General features: G+C 68.8%; 28 protein-coding genes. 18 read left to right on the top strand and 10 right to left on the bottom strand.

Annotated elements, in window-relative coordinates; genetic code table 11:
* From ACTIF2_RS10910 to ACTIF2_RS10920, 3 genes are all read left to right on the top strand, one after another.
* A partial coding sequence (locus tag ACTIF2_RS10910) for an NAD-binding protein (protein ID WP_439497085.1) occupies window positions 1–569 on the top strand: 569 nt, incomplete at its 5' end.
* The gene (locus tag ACTIF2_RS10915; RefSeq protein ID WP_439497086.1) at window positions 566–1,921 is read left to right on the top strand and encodes an MATE family efflux transporter; all 1,356 of its coding nucleotides are present in this window, start codon (window positions 566–568) and stop codon (window positions 1,919–1,921) included. The genes ACTIF2_RS10910 and ACTIF2_RS10915, both read left to right, overlap by 4 nt.
* 81 nt (window positions 1,922–2,002) lie before the next feature.
* Window positions 2,003–2,929 (top strand): DUF937 domain-containing protein, encoded by a 927-nt coding sequence (locus ACTIF2_RS10920; protein WP_439497087.1) that lies wholly within the window; start codon window positions 2,003–2,005, stop codon window positions 2,927–2,929.
* A 3-nt stretch (window positions 2,930–2,932) separates the two neighbouring features.
* Here ACTIF2_RS10920 and ACTIF2_RS10925 read toward each other — a convergent pair whose 3' ends face one another.
* Window positions 2,933–4,840, bottom strand: a complete 1,908-nt coding sequence (locus ACTIF2_RS10925) for a methyl-accepting chemotaxis protein (protein WP_439497088.1) — start codon at window positions 4,838–4,840, stop codon at window positions 2,933–2,935.
* 217 nt (window positions 4,841–5,057) lie between these two features.
* A complete protein-coding gene (locus ACTIF2_RS10930; RefSeq protein ID WP_439497089.1) occupies window positions 5,058–5,435 on the bottom strand; it encodes a DUF1127 domain-containing protein in 378 nt (125 codons plus the stop codon).
* A 173-nt stretch (window positions 5,436–5,608) separates the two neighbouring features.
* Between ACTIF2_RS10930 and ACTIF2_RS10935 the strand changes: the two genes are divergently transcribed.
* Window positions 5,609–6,490 carry a LysR substrate-binding domain-containing protein gene (locus ACTIF2_RS10935; RefSeq protein WP_069877505.1) on the top strand — a complete coding sequence of 294 codons (882 nt, stop codon included), beginning with the start codon at window positions 5,609–5,611 and terminating at the stop codon, window positions 6,488–6,490.
* 33 nt (window positions 6,491–6,523) lie between these two features.
* Here ACTIF2_RS10935 and ACTIF2_RS10940 read toward each other — a convergent pair whose 3' ends face one another.
* From ACTIF2_RS10940 to ACTIF2_RS10955, 4 genes are all read right to left on the bottom strand, one after another.
* Window positions 6,524–6,688 carry a Flp family type IVb pilin gene (locus ACTIF2_RS10940; protein WP_439497090.1) on the bottom strand — a complete coding sequence of 55 codons (165 nt, stop codon included), beginning with the start codon at window positions 6,686–6,688 and terminating at the stop codon, window positions 6,524–6,526.
* Between the two features lie 112 nt (window positions 6,689–6,800).
* Complete coding sequence (locus ACTIF2_RS10945) at window positions 6,801–8,183, bottom strand: glutamate--cysteine ligase (RefSeq protein WP_439497091.1); 1,383 nt, start codon at window positions 8,181–8,183, stop codon at window positions 6,801–6,803.
* Window positions 8,184–8,363: 180 nt separating this feature from the next.
* Entirely contained in the window at window positions 8,364–9,533 is a 1,170-nt protein-coding gene (locus ACTIF2_RS10950; protein WP_439497092.1) for a carboxylate-amine ligase, read from the bottom strand.
* Window positions 9,534–9,683: 150 nt separating this feature from the next.
* Window positions 9,684–10,430 (bottom strand): 16S rRNA (uracil(1498)-N(3))-methyltransferase, encoded by a 747-nt coding sequence (locus ACTIF2_RS10955; RefSeq protein WP_439497285.1) that lies wholly within the window; start codon window positions 10,428–10,430, stop codon window positions 9,684–9,686.
* A 227-nt stretch (window positions 10,431–10,657) separates the two neighbouring features.
* On the opposite strand from ACTIF2_RS10955, the gene ACTIF2_RS10960 reads away from it, so the two are divergent.
* Window positions 10,658–11,116, top strand: a complete 459-nt coding sequence (locus ACTIF2_RS10960; RefSeq protein WP_439497093.1) for a hypothetical protein — start codon at window positions 10,658–10,660, stop codon at window positions 11,114–11,116.
* 8 nt (window positions 11,117–11,124) lie between these two features.
* Entirely contained in the window at window positions 11,125–12,105 is a 981-nt protein-coding gene (gene ubiA / locus ACTIF2_RS10965; protein WP_439497094.1) for a 4-hydroxybenzoate octaprenyltransferase, read from the top strand.
* Window positions 12,106–12,242: 137 nt separating this feature from the next.
* Here ubiA and ACTIF2_RS10970 read toward each other — a convergent pair whose 3' ends face one another.
* Entirely contained in the window at window positions 12,243–12,794 is a 552-nt protein-coding gene (locus tag ACTIF2_RS10970; protein ID WP_439497095.1) for a DUF6101 family protein, read from the bottom strand.
* Window positions 12,795–13,040: 246 nt separating this feature from the next.
* Here ACTIF2_RS10970 and ACTIF2_RS10975 point away from each other — a divergent pair, with 246 nt between their 5' ends.
* The 5 genes from ACTIF2_RS10975 to lpxK all read left to right on the top strand — a co-directional run bounded on the left by ACTIF2_RS10975 (window position 13,041) and on the right by lpxK (window position 17,327).
* A complete protein-coding gene (locus tag ACTIF2_RS10975) occupies window positions 13,041–13,868 on the top strand; it encodes a 3'(2'),5'-bisphosphate nucleotidase CysQ (RefSeq protein WP_439497096.1) in 828 nt (275 codons plus the stop codon).
* A 119-nt stretch (window positions 13,869–13,987) separates the two neighbouring features.
* Window positions 13,988–14,230 (top strand): DUF4170 domain-containing protein, encoded by a 243-nt coding sequence (locus tag ACTIF2_RS10980; protein WP_439497097.1) that lies wholly within the window; start codon window positions 13,988–13,990, stop codon window positions 14,228–14,230.
* Between the two features lie 39 nt (window positions 14,231–14,269).
* Entirely contained in the window at window positions 14,270–14,998 is a 729-nt protein-coding gene (locus tag ACTIF2_RS10985) for a lysophospholipid acyltransferase family protein (RefSeq protein WP_439497098.1), read from the top strand.
* Window positions 14,995–16,299, top strand: coding sequence for a 3-deoxy-D-manno-octulosonic acid transferase (locus tag ACTIF2_RS10990; protein WP_439497099.1), 1,305 nt, complete (start codon window positions 14,995–14,997; stop codon window positions 16,297–16,299). Before ACTIF2_RS10985 ends, ACTIF2_RS10990 begins: the two co-directional genes overlap by 4 nt.
* Window positions 16,299–17,327 carry a tetraacyldisaccharide 4'-kinase gene (lpxK, locus tag ACTIF2_RS10995; protein ID WP_439497100.1) on the top strand — a complete coding sequence of 343 codons (1,029 nt, stop codon included), beginning with the start codon at window positions 16,299–16,301 and terminating at the stop codon, window positions 17,325–17,327. Before ACTIF2_RS10990 ends, lpxK begins: the two co-directional genes overlap by 1 nt.
* On the opposite strand, the gene ACTIF2_RS11000 is transcribed toward lpxK, so the two are convergent.
* The gene (locus ACTIF2_RS11000; RefSeq protein ID WP_439497101.1) at window positions 17,298–17,519 is read right to left on the bottom strand and encodes a DUF2093 domain-containing protein; all 222 of its coding nucleotides are present in this window, start codon (window positions 17,517–17,519) and stop codon (window positions 17,298–17,300) included. The two genes, lpxK and ACTIF2_RS11000, sit on opposite strands and share 30 nt — an antisense overlap.
* Before the next feature lie 75 nt (window positions 17,520–17,594).
* Here ACTIF2_RS11000 and ACTIF2_RS11005 point away from each other — a divergent pair, with 75 nt between their 5' ends.
* Window positions 17,595–18,440, top strand: coding sequence for a dienelactone hydrolase family protein (locus tag ACTIF2_RS11005; RefSeq protein ID WP_439497102.1), 846 nt, complete (start codon window positions 17,595–17,597; stop codon window positions 18,438–18,440).
* Window positions 18,441–18,453: 13 nt separating this feature from the next.
* Here ACTIF2_RS11005 and xseA read toward each other — a convergent pair whose 3' ends face one another.
* Window positions 18,454–19,980: an exodeoxyribonuclease VII large subunit gene (gene xseA / locus ACTIF2_RS11010; RefSeq protein WP_439497103.1), complete on the bottom strand. Its 1,527-nt coding sequence runs from the start codon at window positions 19,978–19,980 to the stop codon at window positions 18,454–18,456.
* A gap of 92 nt (window positions 19,981–20,072) precedes the next feature.
* On the opposite strand from xseA, the gene purD reads away from it, so the two are divergent.
* The 5 genes from purD to ACTIF2_RS11035 are packed head-to-tail and all read left to right on the top strand — an operon-like array spanning window position 20,073 to window position 23,887.
* Window positions 20,073–21,350: a phosphoribosylamine--glycine ligase gene (gene purD, locus ACTIF2_RS11015; RefSeq protein WP_439497104.1), complete on the top strand. Its 1,278-nt coding sequence runs from the start codon at window positions 20,073–20,075 to the stop codon at window positions 21,348–21,350.
* A 57-nt stretch (window positions 21,351–21,407) separates the two neighbouring features.
* Entirely contained in the window at window positions 21,408–21,662 is a 255-nt protein-coding gene (locus ACTIF2_RS11020; RefSeq protein ID WP_439497105.1) for a type II toxin-antitoxin system VapB family antitoxin, read from the top strand.
* Complete coding sequence (locus ACTIF2_RS11025) at window positions 21,659–22,081, top strand: type II toxin-antitoxin system VapC family toxin (RefSeq protein ID WP_439497106.1); 423 nt, start codon at window positions 21,659–21,661, stop codon at window positions 22,079–22,081. The genes ACTIF2_RS11020 and ACTIF2_RS11025 overlap by 4 nt, the downstream gene beginning before the upstream one ends.
* A complete protein-coding gene (locus ACTIF2_RS11030; RefSeq protein ID WP_439497107.1) occupies window positions 22,078–22,992 on the top strand; it encodes an alpha/beta fold hydrolase in 915 nt (304 codons plus the stop codon). The genes ACTIF2_RS11025 and ACTIF2_RS11030 overlap by 4 nt, the downstream gene beginning before the upstream one ends.
* Before the next feature lie 22 nt (window positions 22,993–23,014).
* Window positions 23,015–23,887: a patatin-like phospholipase family protein gene (locus tag ACTIF2_RS11035; protein ID WP_439497108.1), complete on the top strand. Its 873-nt coding sequence runs from the start codon at window positions 23,015–23,017 to the stop codon at window positions 23,885–23,887.
* Here the strand turns inward: ACTIF2_RS11035 and ACTIF2_RS11040 are convergent.
* Window positions 23,847–24,593 carry an ArsR/SmtB family transcription factor gene (locus ACTIF2_RS11040; RefSeq protein WP_439497109.1) on the bottom strand — a complete coding sequence of 249 codons (747 nt, stop codon included), beginning with the start codon at window positions 24,591–24,593 and terminating at the stop codon, window positions 23,847–23,849. The two genes, ACTIF2_RS11035 and ACTIF2_RS11040, sit on opposite strands and share 41 nt — an antisense overlap.
* Before the next feature lie 105 nt (window positions 24,594–24,698).
* Between ACTIF2_RS11040 and ACTIF2_RS11045 the strand changes: the two genes are divergently transcribed.
* Window positions 24,699–25,442, top strand: coding sequence for a sulfite exporter TauE/SafE family protein (locus ACTIF2_RS11045; RefSeq protein ID WP_439497110.1), 744 nt, complete (start codon window positions 24,699–24,701; stop codon window positions 25,440–25,442).
* Window positions 25,443–25,492: the final 50 nt, after the last annotated feature.

Here is a 25,492-nt window from a genome sequence, read left to right on the forward strand (position 1 = left end):
TGACGATCATCGATTCCGATGTCGAGCGCATCCGGTCCGCCGCCAAATTCGGCTTCCGGATCTATTACGGCGACGGGACACGGCTCGACGTGCTGCGGGCGGCCGGCGCCGGCAAGGCCAAGATCATCTGCGTCTGCATCGACAATCGCGAGGCGGCGTTGCGCATCGTCGAGATGGCGAAGGCGGAGTTCCCGGCCGCGAGGCTGCATGTGCGCGCCTATGACCGCGTGCACGCGATCGACCTGATGAAGGCCGATGTCGATTTCCAGATGCGCGAGACCTTCGAATCGGCGCTCGGCTTCGGACGGGTCACGCTCGAGGCGCTCGGGCTCAACTATGACGAGGCCAGCCTGGTGATCGACCATGTCCGCGACCGCGATGCCCAGCGCATGGAGATCCAGTTCACCGAGGGGATCGCGGCCGGGCTGCAGAAGGTCCCGCGCGTCTCGCCGGAACCGCTGGTGCAGCCGAAAGCCAAATCGAAGGCGCTCACGGAAGAAACGCGCGAGGTCATCGAGGATGGCGGAGCGGAGGTCGCGGTCGGCGGCGTCGGAGAGCCCGAGCGGTGAACGCCCCGGTCAAGCCCAGCCAGGCCGTCTTCCTCACCGGCTCGACGCTTCGCCATGTCGCGGTGATGACCGCGACGGGCGCGGTAGGCCTGATGGCGATCTTCCTCGTCGACCTGCTGTCGCTGCTCTACGTCTCCTGGCTCGGGCGGCCCGCCGCCACCGCCGGCGTCGGGTTCGCGACCATCGTCCTGTTCCTGATGGTCTCGATCAATATCGGCCTGATGATCGCGGTCAGCGCGCTGACCTCGCGCGCGCTCGGCGCCGGCGACCGGCCTGGCGCAAGGCGCATCGCGGGCTCCGCCATGGGCCTGATGGCGCTTGCGGCGATCGCCCTGTCGATCGTGGCCCTGCCCGCCCTGCCCTGGCTGCTGCGGGCGCTGGGCGCACAGGGCGAAGCCTATGACGTCGCCTATTCCTTCCTCTGGATCGCCCTGCCCTCGAACCTGCTGATGGCGCTCGGCATCGGCTACTCCGGCGTGCTGCGCGCGGTCGGCGACGCACGCCGCGCCATGTTCGTGACGCTCGGCGGCGGGCTGGCGACCGCCGCGCTCGACCCGCTCCTGATCTTCGGCCTCGGCCTGGGGACGGACGGCGCCGCCTGGGCGACGGTGCTCTCGCGCGTGATCATCGCGCTGGTCGGCTTCCACGGCGCGGTCAGGGTCCATGACATCGTCGCGCGCCCAAGCTGGCGAACGCTCGCGGCCGACACGCCGCGGACCTTCGCCATCGCCGGCCCGGCGATCATGACCAACCTGTCGACGCCGATCGCCAACGCGGTCTTCGCCGGGATCATGGCGCGCTTCGGCGATGCCGCGATCGCGGCGATGGCGATCATGGACCGGCTCGTGCCCGTCGCCTTCGGCGTGCTCTTCGCGCTGTCGGGCGCGGTCGGGCCGATCCTCGGGCAGAACTGGGGCGCCGGGCGCTTCGACCGCATGCGCCGGGCGCTGAGCGACTCGGTGGTCTTCGCGATCGGCTGCGTCTGCGTGGCGTGGCTCGGGCTTTTCCTGCTGCGCGGGCCGATCGTCACGATGTTCGGCGCGAGCGGGCTGACGGCGGAACTGGTGATGTTCTTCTGCCTGATCTCCGGGCCGATGTGGATTTTCGTCGGCATGCTCTTCGTCGCCAATGCCGCCTTCAACAATCTCGGCATGCCGATCCTGTCGACCCTGTTCAGCTGGGGCCGCGCCACGCTGGGGACGATGCCGATGGCCTGGCTCGGCGCCTATTACGGCGGGCCGAAGGGCGCGCTGGTCGGCGTCGCGCTCGGTGCGGTCGTCTTCGGCCTCGTCGCGCTCGCCTTCGCCTATCGCGGCCTTCGCCGACTGGAAAGCAAGGCCACCGGCGGCTGAGCACTCGCTTGCCTCGACGCGACGCCCTGCTATCGTCCGGGCGTCGGCGGCGACGGACCGCGAAACCGACGGAGGCGCGCCATGATGACCCTGTTCGAGATGATGCAATCGGCCCAGAACGGCCAGGCCATGCAGAACCTCGCCCGGCAATACGGGCTCAGCCAGCAGCAGACCCAGAGCGCGATCGACGCCTTGCTGCCAGCCTTCTCGATGGGGCTGCAGCGCCAGACGCAGGACCCCTACGCCTTCGGCAACCTGGCGCAGATGATGACGGCCTCGCCCTTCGCCAAGATGTACGATGCGGATGGCGACGGCATCCCCGACAATGCGCGGACGATGGGCAATGACGTGCTCAGCCAGCTCTTCGGCTCGAAGGAAGTCAGCAATGCCGTCACGGCCCAGGCCGCGGCGACCAGCGGCGTCGGCCAGGCGATCCTGAAGCAGATGCTGCCGGTGATCGCGTCCATGGTGATGGGCGGGCTGTTCAAATCGACCAACAACCAGGGGATGGGCGGCGTGCTCGGCCAGTTCGCCGAAATGATGCAGGGCAAGATGCCGGGCCAGCAGCCGGCGCCGCAGCCGCAGGCCCAGCCGAACCCCGCCAATCCGCTCGACGCGATCCTGGGCGGCCTATTCGGCAACGGCCAGGTTCCGGGACCGGGCCAGACCCAGGGCGGCGGCCCCTTCGGCGGCGGGCAGATGCCGGGCGGCCAGCTCGGCAGCGACCAGATGGGCGGGATCCTCGGCCAGATCCTGACCGGGATGCTGGGCGGCGCGCAGCAGCAACCGCAACCGGACGCGACCACCGCGCCCCCGCAACCGCGCGGCCGGGCCGCGCCGGAGCCGCAACCCGACGCGCCGGCGCCCTCGACCGAGACCGGGGCGGGCTCGATCGGGCTCGATGCGCTCAACCAGATGTTCGAGCACGGCCGGCAGGTTCAGGACGGCCACCAGAACGCGTTGAAGTCGATCCTGGACGCGATGCTCGGCGGCCAGGGCCGGCGCTGACGCTCAGGCGCTGCGACGCAGCGACCAGTCGTCACCGGCGCCGGAAGCGGCGGCCATCGCCGCCGCCATCCCGCGCAGATCGGCGACATTGCCACCGCCCGTCCGGAAGCTCGCGACCAGCTCGTTGAGACGCAGGATCTGATCGCTCAGCGCCGTCGCCGAGGCGGCGCTCTGCTCGGCCAGCGCTGCGTTCTGCTGGGTCATCTCGTCCATATGCGCGACGGCCTGGCTCATCTCGTCGATGCCGTTGGCCTGCTCGCCCGAGGCGGTCGAGATCTCGGAGACCGTCGTCGAAACCTTCCGCGAGGCCTCGACGATCTGGCGCAGCGCCTCGCCGGCGGAGCGGACGAGACCGACGCCCTGCGCGACTTCCTCGCCGGATGTCGAGATCAGTGCCGAGATGTCCTTGGCGGCCGTGCTGGAGCGCTGCGCGAGCGTGCGCACCTCCGAGGCGACGACGGCAAAGCCCTTGCCGGCATCGCCGGCGCGGGCCGCCTCGACCGCGGCGTTGAGCGCCAGAAGGTTGGTCTGGAAGGCGATATCATCGATCACCCGGATGATGTCGGAGATCTTCTTTGACGCCGCCTCGATGCGGGCCATCGCCTCGACCGCGTCATCGACGATCGCGCCGCCCTTACGGGCGACATCCATCGCCTCGTCCGCCAGCGAAACGGCCTGTTTCGAGGCGTTGGCCGAGGCCTTGACCGAGGCTGCGAGCTCCTCGGTCGTCGCGGCGGTCTCCTCCAGCGAGGAGGCCTGCTCCTCGGTGCGCTTCGACAGGTCGTCGGCGCCGGTATTGATCTCGCGCGCGGCACTGCCGACATCGGCGGCGGTCGCCTGAATGGTCGTCACCGTCTCCGAGAGCTGGCGCACCGCGAGGTTGAAATCGTCCCGCAGCTTCTCGTAGGACGCGGCGACCTCCGCATCGATACGGTAGGTCAGGTCGCCCTTGGAGAGCAGGTCCAGTCCTTCCCCGAGCAGTTCCATCACCTGGCTCTGCTCGAAGGCGAGCTTTTCCTGTTCCTGTGCATGCGCGGTGCGCTCCGCTTCGGTCTGGCGGCGCTGCTGGTCGGCGGCGTCGCGCCCCTCGGCCGTCTCCGCCTCGAGGCGCTGCACGGCAAGGCCGTTCTCCTTGAAGACCTGGACGGCCCTGGCCATTGCGCCGATCTCGTCCCGGCGCGACTGGCCTGCGATCTCGACCGCATAATTGCCGTTGGCGAGGTCGCCCATGCGCGATTTCAGGGCTTCGAGCGGCCGGGTGATCGAGAGCCTGGTCAGCAGCGCGGCCCCTGCCAGGCCGAGCAGCACGCCCAGCGCCGACAGCGCGAGGATCAGGATGCCGAGCTTGCTCGCCTCCGCATCCAGTTTGGCGGAAGTGGCCTCGGTCTCGCTCTTGATCGCCTCGTTCAGCTTGCCGGCTGCGGCGACGATCTCGTTGATGGTGCGGTCGAGCTGCGACATGATCGACAGCGCCGGGAGGTCCTCGTCCTTTGCCGCCTGCGCGACGATGTCGTCGATCTGCGGCTTGGTCGCGGTCAGGGCTCGCGCCATGGCGTCGAATTCGCCGGCCTTTTGCGGGAAGCTGATCTTGGCCTCGACCAGCAGGAGCTGCGCGCGGTCATAGGCCTTGCGAACATCCTCGATGCTGGTGGCGTTCTGCTTCATGAATTCGGGATAGGCGATCGCCTTGTAGAGATCGCGCACGATGTCGCTCATCGCCCGGGTCGAGCGGCCCGAATCGAGGATCGCCGTGGCGCTTTGCGACACCAGGTCGGAATAGGTCTTCTGGATCCGGCCGTATTCGCGCCCGCCATAGGCCGCGGTCGCGATGCTGATCACGCCGAGAAGGATCAGCGGAACCGCGATCTTCGTCCTGATCCGCAAATCCTGAAAGCGCAGCGAAACCCGCATCTCGACATCCCCCCGGGCGAAGCATCGCGCCGGGGCTTCGCCGCGGCTTGAAGGGAAATTCGCCGGGAAGGCTGAATTTTGGGTTACGAAAGGTCAATCCGGAGGATAAAATCAACCGCCACGGCCGGAATCCCGAAAGACCGGCCTCGCTCGCGAGACAAAAAAACGGGCGGAAGCACGAAGCGTCCGCCCGCGAGAAACGTGCAGCCCCAAGGGGTCAGGCGCTGCACGCAACCGTGGAATTCGTATTGATCGCGACCGGGCGGACCGGCTCGGCCCTGGGCTTCACCTGAGCCTGTCGATAGCCCTCCTCGCGACGCGCCGCGGCGAGGCTGGTCTGCGTGTCGGAGCGGGCCGCGAGGATCGCCGAAGGATCCCGGAACCAGGGCACAGTGAGCGCCCCGTCGATATCCGAGCGCACGAGACCGATATCCTTGAGGCCACGCTCGTCGAGCTCGGAGAGGTGCAGGACCTCGCGGCGATGATTCAACGCTCGCACCACAGCTTTCGCACCGACGTAACCGCGGACAGCAATGCGCGTGACGCCGGTGGCGACGAACGAGAGCGACTTCGGAACAAGTGTCAGGATCAGCATGGCGACCTCCTTCAGGGGTCTGGCGGCGAACGGTTATTTTCCGGCCCGGCTGGAACGCGCCGATGACACGAACCGGAAACTGCCCAAAGGATAGCTTTGCTCTGGCCATCAGCCAAACGAATGGTTATGATGTTTCGCAACACGGATATTGATGAACCATCCTGAGGTGCTCCATGGCGCATGTTCTCGACGCCGACCAGCTCAAGACCTTCGTCGCCATCGCCGATACGGGCTCGTTCACCCGGGCCGCGGAGATCGTCTACAAGACGCAATCGGCGGTCTCGATGCAGATGAAGCGGCTGGAGGAGCGGGTCGGACGACCGCTCTTCGGCCGCGACGGGCGCCACGCCAAGCTGACCGAGGATGGCGAGCGGCTGCTCGATTATGCAAGGCGCATCGTCCGGCTGAATCTCGAATGCGTGGCGAGCTTCGCCGATGCCGATCTCAAGGGGCGTATCCGCCTCGGCGTTCCCGACGATTATGCCGATCGCTACCTGCCCGAGATCCTGGCCCGCTTCGCCCATTCCAACCCGCGCGCCGAGGTCACGGTCGTCTGCGAGCCGACGCCGATGCTGGCCGAGCGGATCGGCACCGGCGATATCGACCTTGCGATCATCACCCATGTCGAAGGCCGCGGCCAAGGCGAGATCATCCGCATCGAGCCGCTGCTCTGGGTGACCTCGGCCCGTCATACGGTGCACGAGGAGGATCCGCTGCCGCTGGCGCTGGGCCGCCCGACCTGCAACTGGCGCCAGGCCGCCGTCGAAGCGCTCGAGAAGAAGGGGCGGCGCTTCCGCGTGCTCTATGCGAGCTGGAACTCGACTGCCGTCGGAGCGGCGGTGGTGGCCGGGCTTGCCGTCTCGGTCCTGCCCGAAAGCGCGATCAGGCCGGGCATGCGCATCCTGGGGCCCAGCGAAGGCTATGCGACGCTGCCCTCCTGCAAGATCGGGCTGCTGCGCACGCGCTTCGATCCGTCGGTGCTGTCCAATGCGCTGGCCGAGCACATCATCCAGAGCCTGGACAATCTGGCGAGCTTCAAGACGGCTGCGGAATAGGCGCTGCTTGTCGGAAGCCGACGAAGTGCCGGCTCAGTTGAAGCCGGCCTGAACGGATTCGAAGAAACCCAGCACCGACTGGCCGATCTGCTGCGCCCAGATGATGATCGTCATCGAGATCAGCCCGGCCACCAGGCCGTACTCGATCGCCGTCGCACCGCGACCGTCAGCGGCGAAATCGAGGAAAAGGGCTTTCATCCGGTCCATGACGGCAGAGATAACCGAGAGCCCCCGCCAAATCGTTAATGCGGTCTCCGGAAAAGCGCGGCAAAGCCCTGTCGCGCCCCGATCGGTTCGGCTCGATTGGCAACTAGATAACGAATTCCTTAAAAACCGGCGCGACCTGCCCGTCCCAGTCGGTGCGGAAGCGACCGGCCAGGTCCTCCGCCAGGCTGCGGCCGCTCTCGGCGATCGGGAGGACGGGATCGAGATAGGCCGTCTCGTTGCGACCGCCGGCATCGAGCCTGGCGCGGCGGGCGAGGCCGGCGCGCGCCAGATCGAGCACCTCGCGAGCGATATCGCGAACGCTGCGCCCGGCGACAGTGGCCGACAGGCCCGCTTTCGGCACGGTATCGCGCAAGCCCTGACGCTCCTCGTTGGTCCAGTCCTTGACGATCTCCCAGGCCGCATCGAGCGCAGCCTGATCATAGAGCAGCCCGACCCAAAAGGCCGGCAGCGCGTTCAGCATCTCCGGCGGCCCGGCATCGGCGCCGCGCATCTCCAGGAAGCGCTTGAGCCGGACCTCGGGAAACAGCGTCGAGAGATGGTTGGCCCAGTCGGACATCGTGGCCCGCTCCCCCGGCAGCTGCGCCAGGCGGCCGGCGAGCAGATCGCGGAACGAAGCCCCGGCGACGTCGTGATAGACCGGGCCGCGCTTGACGAAATACATCGGCACGTCGAGCGCCCAATCGACATAAGCCTCGTAGGACATGCCCTTGTCGAAGGCGAAGGCGAGCATCCCGGAGCGGGCCTTGTCAGTGTCCCGCCAGATTTCCGAGCGCATCGACTGGAAACCGTTGAGCCTGCCCTCGGTGAAGGGCGAGGAGGCGAAGAGTGCAGTCGCGACCGGCTGCAGGGCGAGCGAGACCCGGAGCTTCCTGACCATGTCCGCCTCGTCGGCGAAGTCGAGATTCACCTGGACCGTACAGGTGCGGAACATCATGTCGAGGCCGCGCGTGCCGACCTTCGGCATGTAGTTCGCCATGATGCGATAGCGCCCCTTCGGCATCATCGGGGTCTGTTCGCGTGTCCAGAGCGGCGAATGGCCAAGCGGCAGGAAGCCGATGCCATGCGGCTCCGCGACCGCCTTCAGATCGGCGAGATGGGCGGCGAGCTCGGCGGCCGTCTCGTGCAGGGTCTCGACCGGCGCGCCGGAGAGCTCGAACTGGCCGCCGGGCTCGAGCGAGATCGCGCCGCCGCCATCGGGGCCGGCAAGGCCGATCACATGGCCGTCATCGGTGATCGGCTCCCAGCCGAGCCGCTGCTGCATGCCTTCGAGCAAATGCCGGATGCCGCCCTGACCAGTGCCGCGCCCTTCATAGGGCACCGGCGCGAGGTCGTCGCGATAGAACGGAAACTTCTCGTGCTCGGTGCCGAGGCGAAAGGCCGAGCGCGGCTTCTCGCCCTCCGCGATCCAGCCGATCAATTCGGCCTTGGACGCGATCGGGGTGGAATCGGACACATCACGAGCCATGGGCGCTCCGGCAGAACGATCGCAGCCAACGCCCGCCACAACAGGCGGAGCAGGCTCAGGGAGCGTCAGACATAGGCGACAGCCCGACGGAGGACAACGATCTCCGTTACGCGTTCATCGAGGAGGGATGCTTGCGAAAACGCACAGCTGGCTAGCCCATACGCCCTGCGCCGCTTGCAATCAGGCCGCGCCGCGGACCGGCATGCTTCCCTCCTGCTGCCAGGTCGTTCCCTCGGTCCTGGTTTCGCTCACCAGCCAATCGACCACGGCGGAGAGCCCCGCCGCATGCCCGGCTCGCGCGCGCGCCTCCTCGAAGACCGCAAGCTGCGTGTCGGCGCTCGTGCCATTGGCGACGATGGCGCGGCAGGCGGCGAGATCGGCCGCGCAGCCAAGGGCGGCGGCATCGTCGGACAGCATCTCGACCAGTTCGTCGACCAGGTCGGTGACGGTCCGCATGCTGCGGCTTTCGGCACAGATCAGGCCGCCATGGATGCCGTAACGCTGGGCCCGCCAGAGATTCTCCAGCGCGATCGCCCGCGATGCGGCGGTCAGATCCGCATTGAGCCGCGGCTTTCGGCATAGATGATGCACCAGGCAGCGATAGAGCGCCGCAATGGCGAGCGTATCGTTCAGGCGGGTGCAGCTGTCGGCGATACGCAGCTCCAGCGTCGGATGCTTGTCGGACGGCCGGATCGCCCACCAGACATAGCTCGCATCCTTGATCGCGCCGGCGGCGACGAGCGTATCGACATAGGCCTTGTAGTCGGCAGGATCGGCGAAGAGCTCCGGCAGACCGGTGCGCGGCAGCTCGGCATAGGCGGCGAGCCTGTAGCCCATCAGCCCCGTGCGCTGCCCCTGCCAGAAGGGCGAGGAGGTCGACAGAGCCAGGATCAGCGGAAGGAACGGCAGAATCCTGACCATCAGGCCGATGCGCATGTCCTCGTCGGGCACCTCGACATGGACATGGAGGCCGCAGACCTGGTTGCGGCTGCCGAGCATCTGCAGGTCGCGCATCAGCTTGTCGTAGCGGGCGGCCTCGGTCGCGCGCTGGCGCGACCAGACGGCGCTCGGATGCGTGCCGCAGGCCAGCGGCAGCACGTTGTGCTCCAGGCCGAGGCTGGCGAGCCCCATGCGCAACGACGCGAGCGAGTGCCGCGCCTCGCCCATCGTCTCGCAGATCGGGGTCGCCACCTCGATCTGCGACTGCAGCATCTCGCGCTGGACCTCCTCGGGGAAGGCCTCGTGGACCGCCGCGAAGAATTTCGGCGAGGCCTTGCGCAGGATGTTCCGGCTCGCGGCATCGGACAGGAAAAACTCTTCTTCGATGCCGAAGCGGCAGGCTTGGTTCATTGCGTCATCCTCACGGCCATTCCTCCGAAAGACGGAAGGGCCGCCGACGCGCAAAAACCGGCCCCGGCGAGCCGGTCCGATTGCGACGCGCCGATTGCGGCCTTCCCCCCTTCGCCCAACGCAGCAAGGGGACCGGCGTTCCGTCGCTCGTCAGTTTTTGCCAGACACCCAATCGCCCAGCGTCGCCTGGACCAGGGCCAGCGCCGCGACCGCCGCCGTGTCGGCGCGGAGGATCCGCGGCCCCAGCGAGATCCGCAATGTATTCGGGCGCGCCAGCACCTGCCGACGCTCCGCGTCGTCGAACCCGCCCTCGGGCCCGATCAGCAGCGCGAGCGGCCCGGGCTTGCATTGCGCGAGCATCGAGACCGGGCTGCCGGCCTCGATCTCCTCGTCGCAAAAGACCAGCAGGCGCCCGGGCTCGAGCGCCGCGAGGGCAGCCTCCAGCGTCCGCTCCTCCCTGATCTCGGGCAGGGCCAGGATGCCGCATTGCTCGGCCGCCTCGACGGCATTCGCCTTGAGCCGGTCGAGCTTGAGGCGCGAGACCTGCGTGCGGCGCGTCAGCACCGGCTGCAGCACGCCCGCGCCCATCTCGACCGCCTTCTGCGCCATGTAGTCGAGCCGGGCATGCTTCAACGGCGCGAAAAGATAATGCAGGTCGGGCGGCGCGGCCTGCGGGCGAACCTGCCGGCGCGGAATCAGGTTTGCCTGCTTGCGGCCGCCGACGGCGATCGCCGCCTGCCACTCGCCATCCCGTCCGTTGAAGACGAGGACCGCATCGTCATCCTTCATCCGCAGGACATTGAGGAGATAATTGGCCTGGTCCCGCTCCAGCGCGACCGGATTGTCCAGAATCAGCGCGGAATCCAGATAAAGCCGGTGCTTGGGCATTTCAGGCATGGGCACGGCAGGCCTCAATTCTTCTCGGCGCGACCGCGATGCGGGCACGCGGCGACGGCGGAAAAGTCGCCACAATCTTGTCGTAGCGGCAAGGCTCGGCTGCAAGATGGGGAACGAGGTCGCGGGCGCTTTGCGAGACCGCGCCCATGCTGATATGGAAGACGCGGGTCCGGCGGGCCCTTATCGATTGGGAGCACGACATTATGCGGCGATACGGGACTTCGGGAGTGATCGCAACGCTCGGATTGGCAGCGGCAGCGTTCCTCGATGTCGGCACCGCGAGCGCACAACCCTCCGGCTGCGAGCAGATGCAGAAGCTGCTGCAGGAGCGGCAATCGATCGTGCAGCAGCTCAGCGGATCCTCCAAGTCGAAGCGCAAGATGACGCCGATCCAGGCGTGCAGCACGCTGGGCCGCCTGGTCAATAACGGCGCCGCTGCCATGAAATTCGCCACGGCCAACCAGGACTGGTGCCAGATTCCGGCCTCCTTCATGGAGAACATGAAGAACGACAATGCGAAGGCCGCCGACATCCGCGGCAAGGCCTGCGGCGCTGCCAAGCAGCAGGCGGCGATGCAGCAGCGCGCGCAGCAGCAGGCCCGGCAGCAGCAACAGGGCGCCAACCCGTTCGGCGGCGCCGATGCGGTGACGGGCGGCCCGATGCGGGTGCCGCAGGGCGCGCTCTAGAGCGCGTCATGGTTCCCGCGCCGAAACATGCCGGTGCGCCTCTAACCGATTCAGATCTTGCCGATGCGCCGCTGCCCGATGCCCTGAGCGGCCATTGGGTCGATACGCGCGCGCCGCTCTGGCTGCGGCCCTATCTCAAGCTGGCGCGGATGGAGCGCCCGATCGGCTGGTGGCTCCTGCTCCTGCCATGCTGGTGGGCGGCCGGGCTCGCCGCCATCGCCGGCGGCAGGCCCTTCCCCGATCCCTGGCATTGCCTGCTCTTCCTGATCGGTGCCATCGTCATGCGCGCCGCCGGCTCGACCTTCAACGACATCGTCGACCGCAAGCTCGACGCGCAGGTGGCGCGCACGCGCGGGCGCCCGCTGCCTTCAGGCCAGGTCACGGCCAGGGCCGCCGCCGTCTTCATGACCGGGCTGGCGCTCGTGGGCCTGCTCATCCTCGTCCAGTTCAACCGCTTCACCATCGTGCTCGGCATCGCCTCCCTGGCGATCGTGGCGGTCTATCCGTTCATGAAGCGCATCACCAACATGCCGCAATTCGTGCTCGGCCTCGCCTTCTCCTGGGGCGGCCTCGTCGGCTGGGCCGCGGTTTTCGGCCGGCTCGATGCCCCGGCCTATCTCATCTACGCGGCCGCGGTGGTCTGGACGATCGGCTACGACACGATCTACGCGATGCAGGATATCGAGGACGACGTCATCGCCGGCATCAAGTCCAGCGCGCGCTATTTCGGAGACTGGACGCGCGAGGCCGTCGCCCTGTGTTTCGCGCTCGCCGTCGGGTTTGCCGGGCTCGCGACCTGGTTCGCTGGAGGCGGCATCGTCGCCTGGAGCGGGGTCCTGGCCTTCGCCCTTCACCTCGGCTGGCAGGTCTCGCGGATCAAGGGCGCGACATCGCCGGTGGCGCTGAGAATCTTCCGGTCGAACCAGTATGCCGGCCTGTTGCTGGCGGCCGGCTTCGCGCTCGATGCGCTGACCCGCGCGGCGATCTGATCCCGGGGATGTCCTGAAGGCGACCGGCTCTAGATCGCCGTGCGTCCTATCGGACGCAAGGTGGCGATCTATCTTTTTGTTTTAGCATCGGATCTTTCCGAAAAGTGGATTCCACTTTTCGGAAAGATCCGATGCTCTCAGCGCTCGTCCTGGGCCTGGATGCGACCTCGATCCGTCAGGCGCTCACCCGAGACGATCACGGGCCTGGGGGCGAGTTGCGTGGTCTTGCGCCGGGTCAGGAAACGCGGCCGGCGACCATTCAGGAAGGCGTGGCGGCGGCGGATCCGGACCGGGCCCAACGACAACCTGCCGATCTGCGGATAGGGCGCCGAAATCACGCCGTCCGGCGCCTCGAGCAGGAGCGGCAGACCGCTGGCCCGGCCGCAATCGCGCCAGAGCGCGACGGCATCCTCCTGATCGACGATCGCAACGGTGATCGCCCGCCCGTCGCCCTCGGTCAGCGCCAGAGCGAAGCGCTCGTCTTCTCCGGACGGGTTTGCCAGACGCAGCGCGACACCCTGCCAGCCGGGGTTTCCGCGCAGGATCCGAACCGAGCAGATGCGCTGGATACGCGGCGCATCGGCCTGGGCCGGCATCGGATTACGCGTCGCTGCGGTGGTCTGGTTCAGGCAGCCGGAGAGGTTCGGCGCAAAGCCACCCTCTCCGGCAGCCGGCGTGACGCTGGCCATCGGTTTTCCGCCTCTCATGTCCCTGCTGCATGGAGCCCTCTGTGAAGTCCGGGGTTCTCATGCTTGCAGGGAGGAGACTGCGCCCCAGGCCTCTCCGAGCGCTTAAGAGCTTCGGTTAAAGGAACGTGTTCCGGCGGTTTTGGGCCATGACATGGCTTGTATCCTGCATGATGCTTGACGGAATCTTTCGCGGGCGCGGCGCTTTTTCGGCTTGAAACCGCAACAGTCAGGCTCGATAGGGGCACCATGAGTTCGCAAACGCTGCCCATCGCACCCGACCTGCTGCCGCAGATCCGGGAAAGCTGCATCGAGGCGGGCAAGCTCGCGCTGGCGCTTTTCCGCCCGGGCGCGCCGACAGCGGCGCGAACATGGTCGAAGAGCGGCGGCTCGCCCGTCACGGAGGCCGATATCGGCGTCGACACCTTCCTGCGCATCCGGCTTTCGGAGCTGCTGCCGGAGGCGGCCTGGCTGTCCGAGGAAACCGTCGACGACGCGCAGCGCCTGTCGCGCCGCCTGGTCTGGGTCGTCGATCCGATCGACGGGACGCGCGCCTTCATGTCCGGCTCGCCCGACTGGGCGGTCTGTGTCGCGCTGCTCGACGACGGCGTGCCGATCGCCGGCGTCGTCCATGCCCCGGCCTGCGGGGCGACCTATACGGCAGTGCGCGGCGGCGGCGCCCTGCGCAACGGCGCGCCGATCGCGACCACCGGGATCGCCACGGTGAGCGGCGCGCGCATCGCCGGACCCAAGCCGATGCTCGACGCTCTGGCGCGGCTGGAGCCTTTCGCGCCGGCCGACAAGATTCCCTCGCTCGCGCTCAGGCTCGCCCGCATCGCCGATGGCACGATCGATGCGGGGCTGGTCTCGCCGGACGCGCGCGACTGGGACATTGCCGCGGCCGACCTCATCCTGAGCGAAGCCGGCGGCCGGCTCAGCGGCGGCGACGGGCAGCCGGTCGTCTATAACCGCGAGACCCCGATTCACGGCATGCTGGTCGCCAGCGGCGCGGCACTGGCCTCGCCCTTGCTCTCCGCCCTGCGGCGCCTGCGCGACAGCCAGCCGCAGCGAAGCTGAGGGCCCCAGCCGATGTGCTTAGCCCGGCAAGCCCGATGCGACGCAATCGGCACTCGCACCACCCGCGCGGATGCCTTATCTGGTGCCGCGGCGGAACCTCATTCGAGCTGGAGGGATCTATGAACGCAGAACCGGACCAGAAGCAGTTGCTTCACCTCGTGATCGGCGGCGAACTGAGTTCGCTCGACGGCGTCACCTTCAAGGACCTGTCGAAGGTCGACATCGTCGGGGTCTATCCCAACTATGCCAGCGCGCATGCCGCCTGGAAGGCCAAGGCGCAGGCGACCGTCGACCAGGCGCAGACCCGCTATTTCGTGGTGCATCTGCACCGGCTGCTCGATCCCGAAGCAACGAAGCCCTGAGCCGCGCTCACCTCTTCAAGCGGTTCGGAACCGGAGTTCATGGGCTTTTCCATCCTCAAGACGCGTATGGCGCAAGAGACGCTCGGCCGCCTGCTGGCCGGCTATCTGAAACTCGTGCGCCGTACCAACCGGACCGTGATCGAGCCGGCCGACATCTATGACCGCGTCCGCCCCGACCTGCCGCTGATCATCGCGATGTGGCATGGCCAGCACATCATGATCCCCTTCGCACGGCCGGACTGGATGCCGGCCTGCTCGCTGGTCTCGCGGCATGGCGATGGCGGGTTCAACGCCGTGGCGCTGCGGCAGCTCGGCATCGGCGCGATCCGGGGCTCCGGCGCGCTCGGGCGCAAGATCCGCGAGAAGGGCGGCGCCAGCGCCTTCCTGGCGATGGTGCGCCGGCTGGCGGCGGGCGACACCATGGTGCTCACCGCCGACATCCCGAAACGGGCCCGCATCGCCGGGCCGGGCATCATCGCGCTCGCCAAGGCGTCTGGCCGGCCGATCCATCCCATCGCCGTGGTGACGAGCCGGCGCATCGATTTCAAGAGCTGGGACCGGGCCTCCATCGGCCTGCCCTTCGGGCGCTGCGCGATCGTGGTCGGCGATGCGATCCGCGTCGCGCGCGACGCCGACGAGGCGACCAGCGAGGCCGCCCGCCGCGCGCTCGAGGCGGGGCTCGACGCGGTTCATGCCCGCGCCTATGCGCTGGTCGGCGCGCGCGACCCCGGCGACGGCCTGCGCATGGCCCGGAACAGCAGCGCATGAGCGGCAAGGGCTTTCTCCTCTCGTCCTACCGGACCCTGACGGCGCTGCTCGAGCCGGCGGCGGCCGGCCTGCTGCTCTGGCGCCGCAAGCGCGGCAAGGAGGACCCGGCGCGCTTTGCCGAACGACGCGGCTATCCGGGCGTCACGCGACCCGACCGGACGCTGGTCTGGGTCCATGGCGCGAGCGTCGGCGAAACGGTGACGCTGCTGCCGCTGATCGAGCGCCTGCAGCGCCGCGGCCTCGTCGTGCTGGTGACCTCCGGCACGGTGACCTCGGCGCGGCTCCTGGCGGCGCGCCTGCCACCGGGCGCGATCCACCAGTATTTGCCGCTCGACGTGCCGCGCTACATGCGTCGCTTCCTGGATTACTGGCGGCCCGCCCTCGGCATGATCTGCGAATCCGAGATCTGGCCCAACATGGTGATCGAGGCGCGCCGGCGCGACATTCCGCTGGTGCTGGTCAATGCGCGCATGTCGGAGCGCTCGTTCCGCCGCTGGTACAAGCTGCCGAAAGCCTCGCGCTACCTGCTCTCCAGCTTCGAATCCTGCCTCGCGCAATCGCAGGGCGACGGCGAGCGCCTGGCCCAGCTCGGCGCACCGCGCGTCGGCATCGCCGGGAACCTGAAATTCGACGTCCCGGCCCCGCCCGCCGATGCCAACACGCTGGCCATCCTCGACGGCCTGACGAGCGGCCGGCCGATCTGGATCGCCGCCAGCACTCATCCGGGCGAGGACGAGCTGGTGATCTCGGCGCATCTCGGCATCAAGCCGCATTTGCCCAAGCTCCTGACCATCATCGCGCCGCGCCACCCGCAGCGCGGCAGCGGGATCGAGGAGCTGGCGCGCGCCAATGGCGTCGCCGTGGCGCGGCGCGCGGCGGGAGAGATGCCGGAGCGCGACGTCGATCTCTATGTCGCCGATACGGTCAACGAGCTCGGCCTGCTCTACCGGCTCTCGCAGGTCGCCTTCCTTGGCGGCTCGCTCGTGCCGCAGGTCGGCGGCCATAACCCGATCGAGCCGGCCAAGCTCGGCTGCGCCCTGTTGCACGGCCCGCTGGTCCACAACAATGCGGAGATCTTCGCGGCCTTCGACCAGGGCGGCGGGGCGCGTGAAGTCGCCGACGTCCAGGCGCTGGCCGGCGCCGCGCATCGCTGGCTGAGCGACCCTGCCAGCGCAAGGCAGGCCGCCCGCGCCGCCAGCCAGACAGCCGCCGAGCTCGGCGGCGCGCTGAACCGCACGATGCAGACGATCGAGCCCTTGCTGATGCGCGTCGCGCTCGGCCAGCGCGAGACCGGCCCCTGATGCGCGCCCCCGGCTTCTGGTGGCACGCCGAGCCGGGCCTCCTCGCCCGGCTGCTGCAGCCGCTGGGCCTCGTCTATGGCGCGCTCACAGCGCGCCGCATGCGCCAGGATGGCGTCGAGATCGGCCTGCCCGTGGTCTGCGTCGGCAATTTCGTCGCGGGTGGGGCCGGGAAGACGCCGACCGCAATGGCGCTCGCGCGCCTTGCCGCCGCGCGCGGCGAAACGCCCTTCGTGCTGATACGCGGCTATGGCGGCCGCCTGAGCGGGCCGGTCGAGGTCGACAGCCGCCATCATGACGCGGCCGGCGTCGGTGACGAGGCGCTGCTGATGGCCTCGGTGGCGCGCACGGTCGTGGCCCGCGACCGGCCGGCCGGCGCCGCCTTCGCAAAAGGGCTCGGCGCCCGCCTGATCATCATGGATGACGGCCTGCAGAATCCATCGCTCGCCAAGCATCTGCGCCTTGCCGTGGTCGACGGCGCAAGCGGGATCGGCAATGGCCTATGCGTTCCGGCCGGGCCGCTGCGCGCGCCACTCGCGGACCAGCTCGACGGCACGGACGCCGTCATCGTAATCGGAGCGGGCAAGGCGGGCGAGGCCGTCGCGAAAGCAGCTTCGAAACGGGGCCGGCAGATCCTGCGCGCCCGGCTCGCGCTTGCGCCGGGCATCGCGGAGCGGCTGCGCGGACAGGCGGTCCTGGCGGTCTCGGGGATCGGCCGGCCCGAGAAATTCAGCGCCAGCCTCCGCGAAGCCGGGGCCGAGATCCGGGCGGAGCAGGCCTATGGCGACCATCACGCCTATAGCGCAGCCGATGTGAGCGCGATCATCGCGGCGGCGAAAGCGCGCGATTGCCTCGTTGCCACCACCGAGAAGGACATGACCAAGCTGGCGCCGCTCTGGCCCGATGCCGAGCGGGACCGGCTCGTCGTCGTCCCCGTCTCGCTCGTCTTCGACGAGCCCGGGCGGGCCGAACGGCTGTTCGACGGCCTGGGCGGCAAGGGCTCAGGCCCGACCGGCGCGTCGCAGCCTTAGCAGCACGGCTTCGGGCGAGACATAGGGCTCCTGCCACTCGACCGACCAGTAGCGCAGGTCTTCCAGCCGGATCGGAGCACCGGTGACGGCGCAGCGCACGAAGGCGCCGGGGCGCACGACGCGGAATTCGCCGTGACCGTAATCGACGGCGGCTTCAGGTCCCGGCACGGGAGGGCGCTCGCTGATATTCATCTCAAAAATCGAAAACCGTTGCTCGTGGAATGAATTATCCGATAATTCGCAGCTGTGATAGCGTCCCTGCCGTTGATGTCCAGTCTCGTTCGCCTCTCGTCAGCCTTGGCTGGCCTGTTGCTGCTGCTCTCCACCGCCGCCTCGGCGGGCGGCTATGAGCGCGTCCGCGTTCCGATCGACGAGGGCCAGCTTGACGGCGTGCTGTATCGCCCCGCTGGCCCGGGGCCGTTTCCGGCCGTGGTGGCACTGCATGGCTGCGGCGGCCTGTGGCGCGACAGCGGCAAATTGTCATCCCGCCACTCGGATTGGGGCGAGCGCCTGGCCGATGCCGGCTTCATCGTGCTGATGCCGGACAGCTACGGCTCGCGCAAGCTCGGCTCGCAATGCGGCGTCAAGGAGCTGACGGTGCGGGCGAGCCGCGAGCGCGTCGCGGATGCCGCCGCCGCCCGGCAATGGCTGCAGATGCGCAGCGACGTGCGCAAGGGTGAGATCGCCCTGCTCGGCTGGTCCGGCGGCGGCTCGACCGTGCTGACCGCGATCCGCAAGGATCGTCGGCCGGCCGACCTGCAGCCCGATTTCTCACGCGCCATCGCCTTCTATCCGGGATGCCGGGCGCAGTCGGAATCGACGAGCTTCTCGGCCCGCTTGCCGACCCTGATCCTGATCGGCGACGCGGATGACTGGACCCCGCCGGCGCCCTGCGATTATCTCGCCAAATCGGCCCGGGCGCGCGGAGAACCGGTCGAGCTTGTGCTCTATCCCGGCGCCCTGCACGATTTCGACCATCCGCGCCTCGAGGTGAAGGAGCGCAGCGACATCGCCTATTCCGCGACGGGGACCGGCAAGGCGATGGTCGGGACCAATCCGGCCGCGCGCGAGGACGCGATCATGCGCGTGAAAGCCTTCCTGCAACGCCGCTGAGCCAGGCCAGCCCTCAGAACAGGTCGCCCTGCCCTCCTGGCGGCGCATCACGGCGCGGCGAGCGGGCGGGTTTTAGCGATGCATCGCCGCCCCCGGCGACCGTGGCCTCGAAACGTCCATCGGCGAGCTGCACGCTGAGAGCCAGCCCCGGCGTTGCCTGGGCGACGCCGCGAACGAGGGCGCCGGAGCCGTCGCGCACCAGCGCATAGCCGCGCGCCAGCACGGCCTCGGGCCCAAGCGAGCGCGCCAGCGTCCAGACGCTGTCGAGCCGGTCGCGGCGGCGCGAGAGGCCCTGACCGAAGGACCGCTCGGCACGGCTGGCGAGGACGCCCAGGCGCTCGCGCAAGGTGGAGACGCGGGTGCGCTCGGCTGTGATCGCATTGGTCCGCGCCGCGGCGAGGACGCGCGAGAACCCCGCCAGCTCGGCGCGCAGCCGCGCCAGCGTGACGCGCGGCGACCTGGCATCGAGCCGTCGCGTCAGCAGGACGAGCTGCTGCTCGTGGACCCGCGCGTTCCGGGCCAAGGCCGGCGCCAGGCGCGCGGCCGCAAGATCGAGCCGCTGGCGCGGGCCCGACAGCACGGCTTCGGGGCCCGGCAGGGCGCGGGCAAGGGCGCGCAGGTCGCTGCGGCGGCGATCGGAGAGGCGGCGGATCGCTCCGGCCTGCCGGCGCGACAGGTCGGCGATCTGCGCCATCAGGTCGGCGCGGACCGGCACGACCTTCTCGGCGGCGCCCGTCGGGGTCGGTGCGCGCAAATCGGCGGCATGGTCGATCAGCGTGACGTCGGTCTCGTGGCCGACGGCGGAAACCAGCGGGATCAGCGAGGCGGCGGCGGCGCGGACCACGACCTCCTCGTTGAAGCCCATCAGGTCCTCGAGCGAGCCGCCGCCGCGCGCGACGATGATCACGTCGGGACGCGGAATACGCCCGCCCTCCGGCAACGCATTGAAGCCGGCTATGGCGGCCGCGACCTCGGCCGCGCTGGTCTCGCCCTGGACCCGCACCGGCCAGACCAGGACATGGCGCGGGAAGCGGTCCTCCAGCCGGTGCAGGATGTCGCGAATGACCGCGCCGGTCGGCGAGGTGATCACGCCGACGACCCGCGGCAGATAGGGGATGAGCTGTTTGCGCTCCTCGGCGAAAAGACCTTCGGCGGCGAGCTTCCTACGCCGCTCCTCCAGCAGCGCCATCAGCGCGCCGATTCCGGCCGGCTCCAGCGAATCGATGATGATCTGGTAGCTCGACTTGCCGGCGAAGGTGGTGATCTTGCCGGTGGCGATGACCTCGAGCCCCTCCTGGGGTCGGGTCTTCAGCCGGCCGAAGACGCCCTTCCAGATCACCGCGTCGATCTTGGCGTTCTGGTCCTTCAGCGAGAAATAGACATGGCCCGAGGCGACCGGCCCGCGATAGCCGGAAATCTCGCCGCGTACCCGCACGAAGCCGAAAGCGTCCTCCAAGGTGCGCTTGAGTGCGCCGGAGAGGTCGGAGACCGACCATTCGGGCGCGTTGCCGGGTTTTGTCTCGGGCGATTCGATATCCATCGGCGGACCATAGCGGCCCTGGGGCCAGAGCTGAAGCGTTGCCCGCCGCGCCCGCGGGGGCTATTGCCCGCGGAGCAAGCGGAGACGGCGCGATGAAGATTCTTCTGATCGGTTCGGGCGGACGCGAGCATGCGCTCGCCTGGGCGATATCCGGCTCGCCGATCTGCAACCGCCTCTATGTCTCGCCCGGCAATCCCGGCACGGCGCAATGCGGCGAGAATGTCGTGCTCGACATCGACGATCATGCCGCCGTGGTCGCCTTCTGCCGGCTGCAGGGGATCGACCTCGTCGTGGTCGGGCCGGAGGGACCGCTCGTCGCCGGCATCGCCGACGATCTCGTCGCCGCCGGCATCAAGACCTTCGGCCCCTCGAAGGCAGCCGCACAGCTCGAGGGCTCGAAGGCCTTCACCAAGGAGCTCTGCGCCGAGTTCGACATCCCGACCGCCGGCTTCGGCCGCTTCCGCGACGCCGCCTCGGCCAAGGCCTATGTCGCCACGCAAGGCGCGCCGATCGTGATCAAGGCGGATGGACTCGCGGCCGGCAAGGGCGTCGTGATGGCGCAGACGCTGGACGAGGCGAACGAGGCCATCGAGATGATGTTCTCGGGAGGATTCGGCACTGCGGGAGCCGAAATCGTCATCGAAGAATGGATGATTGGCGAGGAGGCGAGCTTCTTCGCGCTTTGCGACGGCAGGCACGCGCTGGCGCTCGCCTCGGCGCAGGACCACAAGCGGGTCGGCGACGGCGATACCGGCCCCAATACTGGCGGCATGGGGGCCTACTCGCCGGCGCCGGTGATGACCAGGGAGCTGGAAGACCGCGTCATGGCCGAGATCATCGCGCCGACATTGGCAGGCATGGAAAAGCGCGGCATGCCGTTCAAGGGCATCCTCTATGCCGGGCTGATGATCACGGCGCAGGGGCCGAAGCTGATCGAGTACAATGTCCGCTTCGGCGATCCCGAATGCGAGGTGCTGATGCCGCGCCTGAAGAGCGACATCGCCCCGGCCTTCCTGGCGGCCTGCGACGGCGTGCTCGACAGTTTCGATCTGCGCTGGTCGGACGAGGCGGCGCTGACGGTGGTGCTGGCGGCCCGCGGCTATCCCGGCACCCCCGAGAAGGGCAGCGTCATTCGCGGCATCGCCAAGGCCGAAGCGCAGGACGGCGTCCTCGTCTTCCATGCCGGCACGAAGCAGTTGGCGGCCGACCTCGTCGCCGATGGCGGCCGCGTGCTCAATGTCGTCGGGCTCGGAAAGAGCGTCGGCGAGGCGCAGCGGCGTGCCTATGCCGCGGTCGATGCGATCGACTGGCCGGAAGGTTTTTGCCGGCGCGACATCGGCTGGCAGGCGGTGAAGCGGGAGGAAGGCTGACAGAAGACCGGCCAAGGCGTATATATCGGCTCGGGCGCGATATATACGGGGAGTGCGATGACCATTCTGATCAAGGACCGTGAGACCGATCGCCTCGTCCGTGAGCTCGCGACGCGCACCGGCCAGACGATCACGGATGCCGTCAAGACCGCCGCTGAGGCGCAGCTCGCCAAGCTGCCGCCCCGCAAAGGCCGGGTCGACATGGCGAAGGTTCGGCAGCTGCTCGCCGAGATCGATGCCATGCCCAAGATCAACGCGGATCTCAGCGACGACGAGATCATCGGCTACGACGAGAACGGCGTGCCACGGTGAAGCGGCCGCTCGTCGTCGACAGCTCCGCGATCATCGCGATCCTTCTGGCAGAGCCCGAACGCGCGACCTTCATCGCCCTCCTCGACGACAGTCACGACTCGTGCTGCTCGATGGTGACCTTCGTCGAAGGGTTCATGGTGGCGATGAGCAGGGTGACAGGCTTCTCGTTCGAGCGATACGCAGCGCTCATGAGCGGCTTCGGCATCAAGCCAGCCGCGATCGACGAAGAGCAGGGCCTGGCGGCTTCACAGGCTTTTCTCCGCTTCGGCAAGGGCCGCCACCCGGCCAAGCTCAATCTCGGCGACTGCTTCTCCTACGCCCTCGCCAAGTCCCTGAATGCCCCTCTGCTCTTCAAGGGCGACGATTTCGCCCGAACTGATATCGTGCCGGCGATCGCGGCAGGAGCGGCAGGGCCATGAGCAATCTCGATTCCCTCTTCCCCGGCTTCAAGGCGCATTGGGTCGAGGGGCCTGTCGGCAAGATCTTCGCGCGGGCCGGCGGCGAGGGGCCGCCGCTCGTGCTGATCCACGGCTTTCCGCAGACCCATGCCGAATGGCACAGGATGGCGCCCGATCTGGCCAGGACCCACAGCGTCGTCTGCCTCGACCTGCGCGGCTATGGCTGGTCGAGCGCGCCGCATTGCGACGGCGGCAAGGCGCTCTACAGCAAGCGCGCCATGGGCGAGGACGTCGTCGCGGTGATGCAGTCGCTCGGCCATGCCCGCTTCGGCGTGATCGGCCATGATCGCGGCGCGCGCGTCGCCTACCGGCTGGCGCTCGACCATCCCGGCCGGGTCGAGCGGCTCGTCCTGCTCGACATCCTGCCGACGCTGTCGATGTGGCAGGGCATGAACGCATCGCGCGCCATGCAGGTTTATCACTGGACCTTCCTCGCCCAGCCCGAGCCGGTGCCGGAGAATCTCATCAAGGCCGATCCGGCCGGCTGGCTCGACCATACGATCGCGAGCTGGACGCGGGCCAAGACGCTCGACGCCTTCGATCCGGTCGCGCTCGCCTCCTATACCGAATCCTTCAACGATCCCGGCCGCATCCACGCCGCCTGCGAGGACTATCGCGCTGGTGCCACCACCGACCTCGCCCATGACGAGGCCGATCTCGCCGCCGGCAAGACGATCTCATGCCCCACGCTGGCGCTCTGGGGCGAGGCCGGGATCCCGGCCAAGGGCGCGAGCCCGCTGGAGATCTGGCGCTCGACCTTCGCGCCGAAAGCGGACGGACAGGCCATCGCCAGCGGCCATTTCCTGCCCGAGGAGAACCCCGCGGACACGCTCGCTGCCCTCAAGCCGTTTCTCGCGCAGGCCGGCACCTGAAGCTGGGACGGCAGTATCCACCATGCCAGCATCGAAGCCGCTCCAGAGACGACAACCCACCGGAAACGAGCCCGAGATCGCGCTTGTCCTCGGCGCCGGCGGCGCACGCGGCCTGAGCCATATCGTCGTGCTCGAGGCGCTCGACGAGCTCGGCGTCAGGCCAGCGCTCATCGTCGGCTGCTCGATCGGCGCGATCGTCGGCGCCGCCTATGCGGCCGGGCTTTCCGGCCGCGAATTGCGCGAGCATGTGGCGCTGACCTTCAAGGACCGCGCCAAGGTGGTCGCGCGCCTGCTCGACGCGCGCGTCGGCAAGTTCACCGACCTGATGCGCGGCCTCGGCAATCCCGTCCTCGTCGATGGCGAGCGGCTGCTCGACCTGTTCTGGCCCGAGGCGGTTCCCGACCGGTTCGAGGACCTGGCGCTGCCCTTCGCCGCCGTCGCCACCGATTATCATCTCCATGCCGAGGTTTCGCTGAGCAGCGGCCCCCTGACCCCGGCCGTCGCGGCCTCGCTGGCGATTCCAGGACTGGTGCGCCCGGTCATGGTCGGCGAGCGCGTGCTGATCGATGGCGGCGCGATCAACCCCCTGCCCTATGACCGGCTGGCGGCGCCCGGCCGCATCGTCATGGCGGTCGACACCAGCGCGCCGGCGACGATCAGCGACAGGCGGATACCCGAGCCGCTCGAAGCCATGGTCGGCGTCTCGCAGATCCTGACCCGCACCATCGTGCAGCGCATGATCGAGCGGCAACCGCCCGACATCCTGATCCGCGCCGGCATCGACGGCTATGGCGGGCTCGACTTCTTCAAGGCGCAGGCGATCCTCGACGCCTCCGAGCCGCTGAAGGACGAGGTCAAGCGAAGACTGTCTCAGGCGCTCGAACGCCAGGGCTGAACGGCTCCGGCTCGTCGCAGCGGAAGCCCGGCAGGGCGGCCGCCAGCACGTCCCGGCCCGCATCCGTCAGGGTGACGGCGCGGCTGTCCTTCTTGCGGCGGACCCAGCCGGTCTCGAAGCAGCGGCAGGCGAGCGCGGCAGCGAGGCTGCCGGCCAGATGCGGCCGCCGCTCGCTCCAGTCGAGGCAGGGGCGCAGCGCAGCGCGCCGGCCCTTCGCCGCCCCGCCGATATCGATGCCGAGCGCGACGAAGACGGCCGTTCCGGACGTGGTCAGACCATAGCCGCCATCGGCGACACTGAGATGCCCGCCCGAGACCAGCGCATCGTGCAGGCCGATGCCGAGGCGCCCGGCGAAATGGTCGTAGCAGGTGCGGGCGAGGCTGAGCTCCTCGCCGACGCGCGAGGGCAGTCTGCGGCTCGTCGGCTGCGTTCCGGCCAGCACCATCAACCCTTCCAGCGCCGCCGCGACCTCCGGCCCGGCGAGCCGGTAATAGCGATGGCGGCCCTGCACGGCGACGGCGAGCAGCCCGCCCTGCATCAGCCTTGCGAGATGGCCGCTCGCCGTCTGCGGCGCGACGCCGGCGAGCCAGGCGAGTTCCTTGGCCGTCAGCGCGCGCCCGTCCATCAGGGCATGCAGCATGTTGGCGCGGGCCGGATCCCCCATGAGATGGGCGATCTCGGCGAGATAGGGACCTTGCGTGCTCATGGCGCCATCATGATCCGCCCCGCCCGCGACGCAAGCCGGAACGCTACGGTCGCGACCGTAGCGTTCGCACGAGACAGGGCGCGAGCGCCCTGCCACAAGCGAGGCATGGATAACCCGGATCTCATCCCCTTCATCGCCGCCACCTTCCTCTTCGCCGGCTTCGTCAAGGGCGTCATTGGGCTCGGGCTGCCGACCATCGCGGTTGGCATTCTCGGCGTGGTGATGGCGCCGGCCCAGGCGGCGGCATTGCTCGTGGTGCCCAATATCGTCACCAATAGCTGGCAGGTCGCCACCGGGCCGGGCCTGAAGGCGATCGCGCTCAGGCTCTGGCCGATGCTGGCCGGCACATGCGTCGGCACCTGGGCGGGCGCCGGGCTGCTGCAGCAGGAGAAGGGCGGCTCGGCCACGTTCTGGCTCGGCGTCGCGCTGGTGCTGTATGCACTGGTCGGGCTGCAAGCGGCCAAGCTGCGCGTGCCGCCGAAGGCCGAAGCCTGGCTCGGCCCCGTCATCGGCATCGTCACCGGCATCGCCACGGCGGCGACGGGCGTCTTCGTGCTGCCGGCCGTGCCCTATCTGCAGGCGCTCGGCTTCGACAAGGACGAGTTGGTGCAAGCGCTCGGGCTGTCCTTCATCGTCTCGACGCTGGCGCTCTCCATCGGCCTGATCGGGGCCGGAGCGCTCGACATGGCGGTGGCGCAATCCTCGCTGCTGGCGCTGCTGCCGGCGCTCGCCGGGATGGGCGTCGGCCAGGTGCTGCGGGCGCGCATTTCGGCCGCCGCTTTCAAACTCTGCTTCTTCGCCGGGCTGCTAGCGCTGGGCTGCTATCTGGTCTGGCGGACGCTGGCCTGAGTGCCAAAATAGGGGAGGATGCCTCGTTCTGGTCGCATCCCGGCCATTTT

This window comes from Allobosea sp., assembly GCF_051860145.1.
Classification (GTDB): domain Bacteria; phylum Pseudomonadota; class Alphaproteobacteria; order Rhizobiales; family Beijerinckiaceae; genus Allobosea.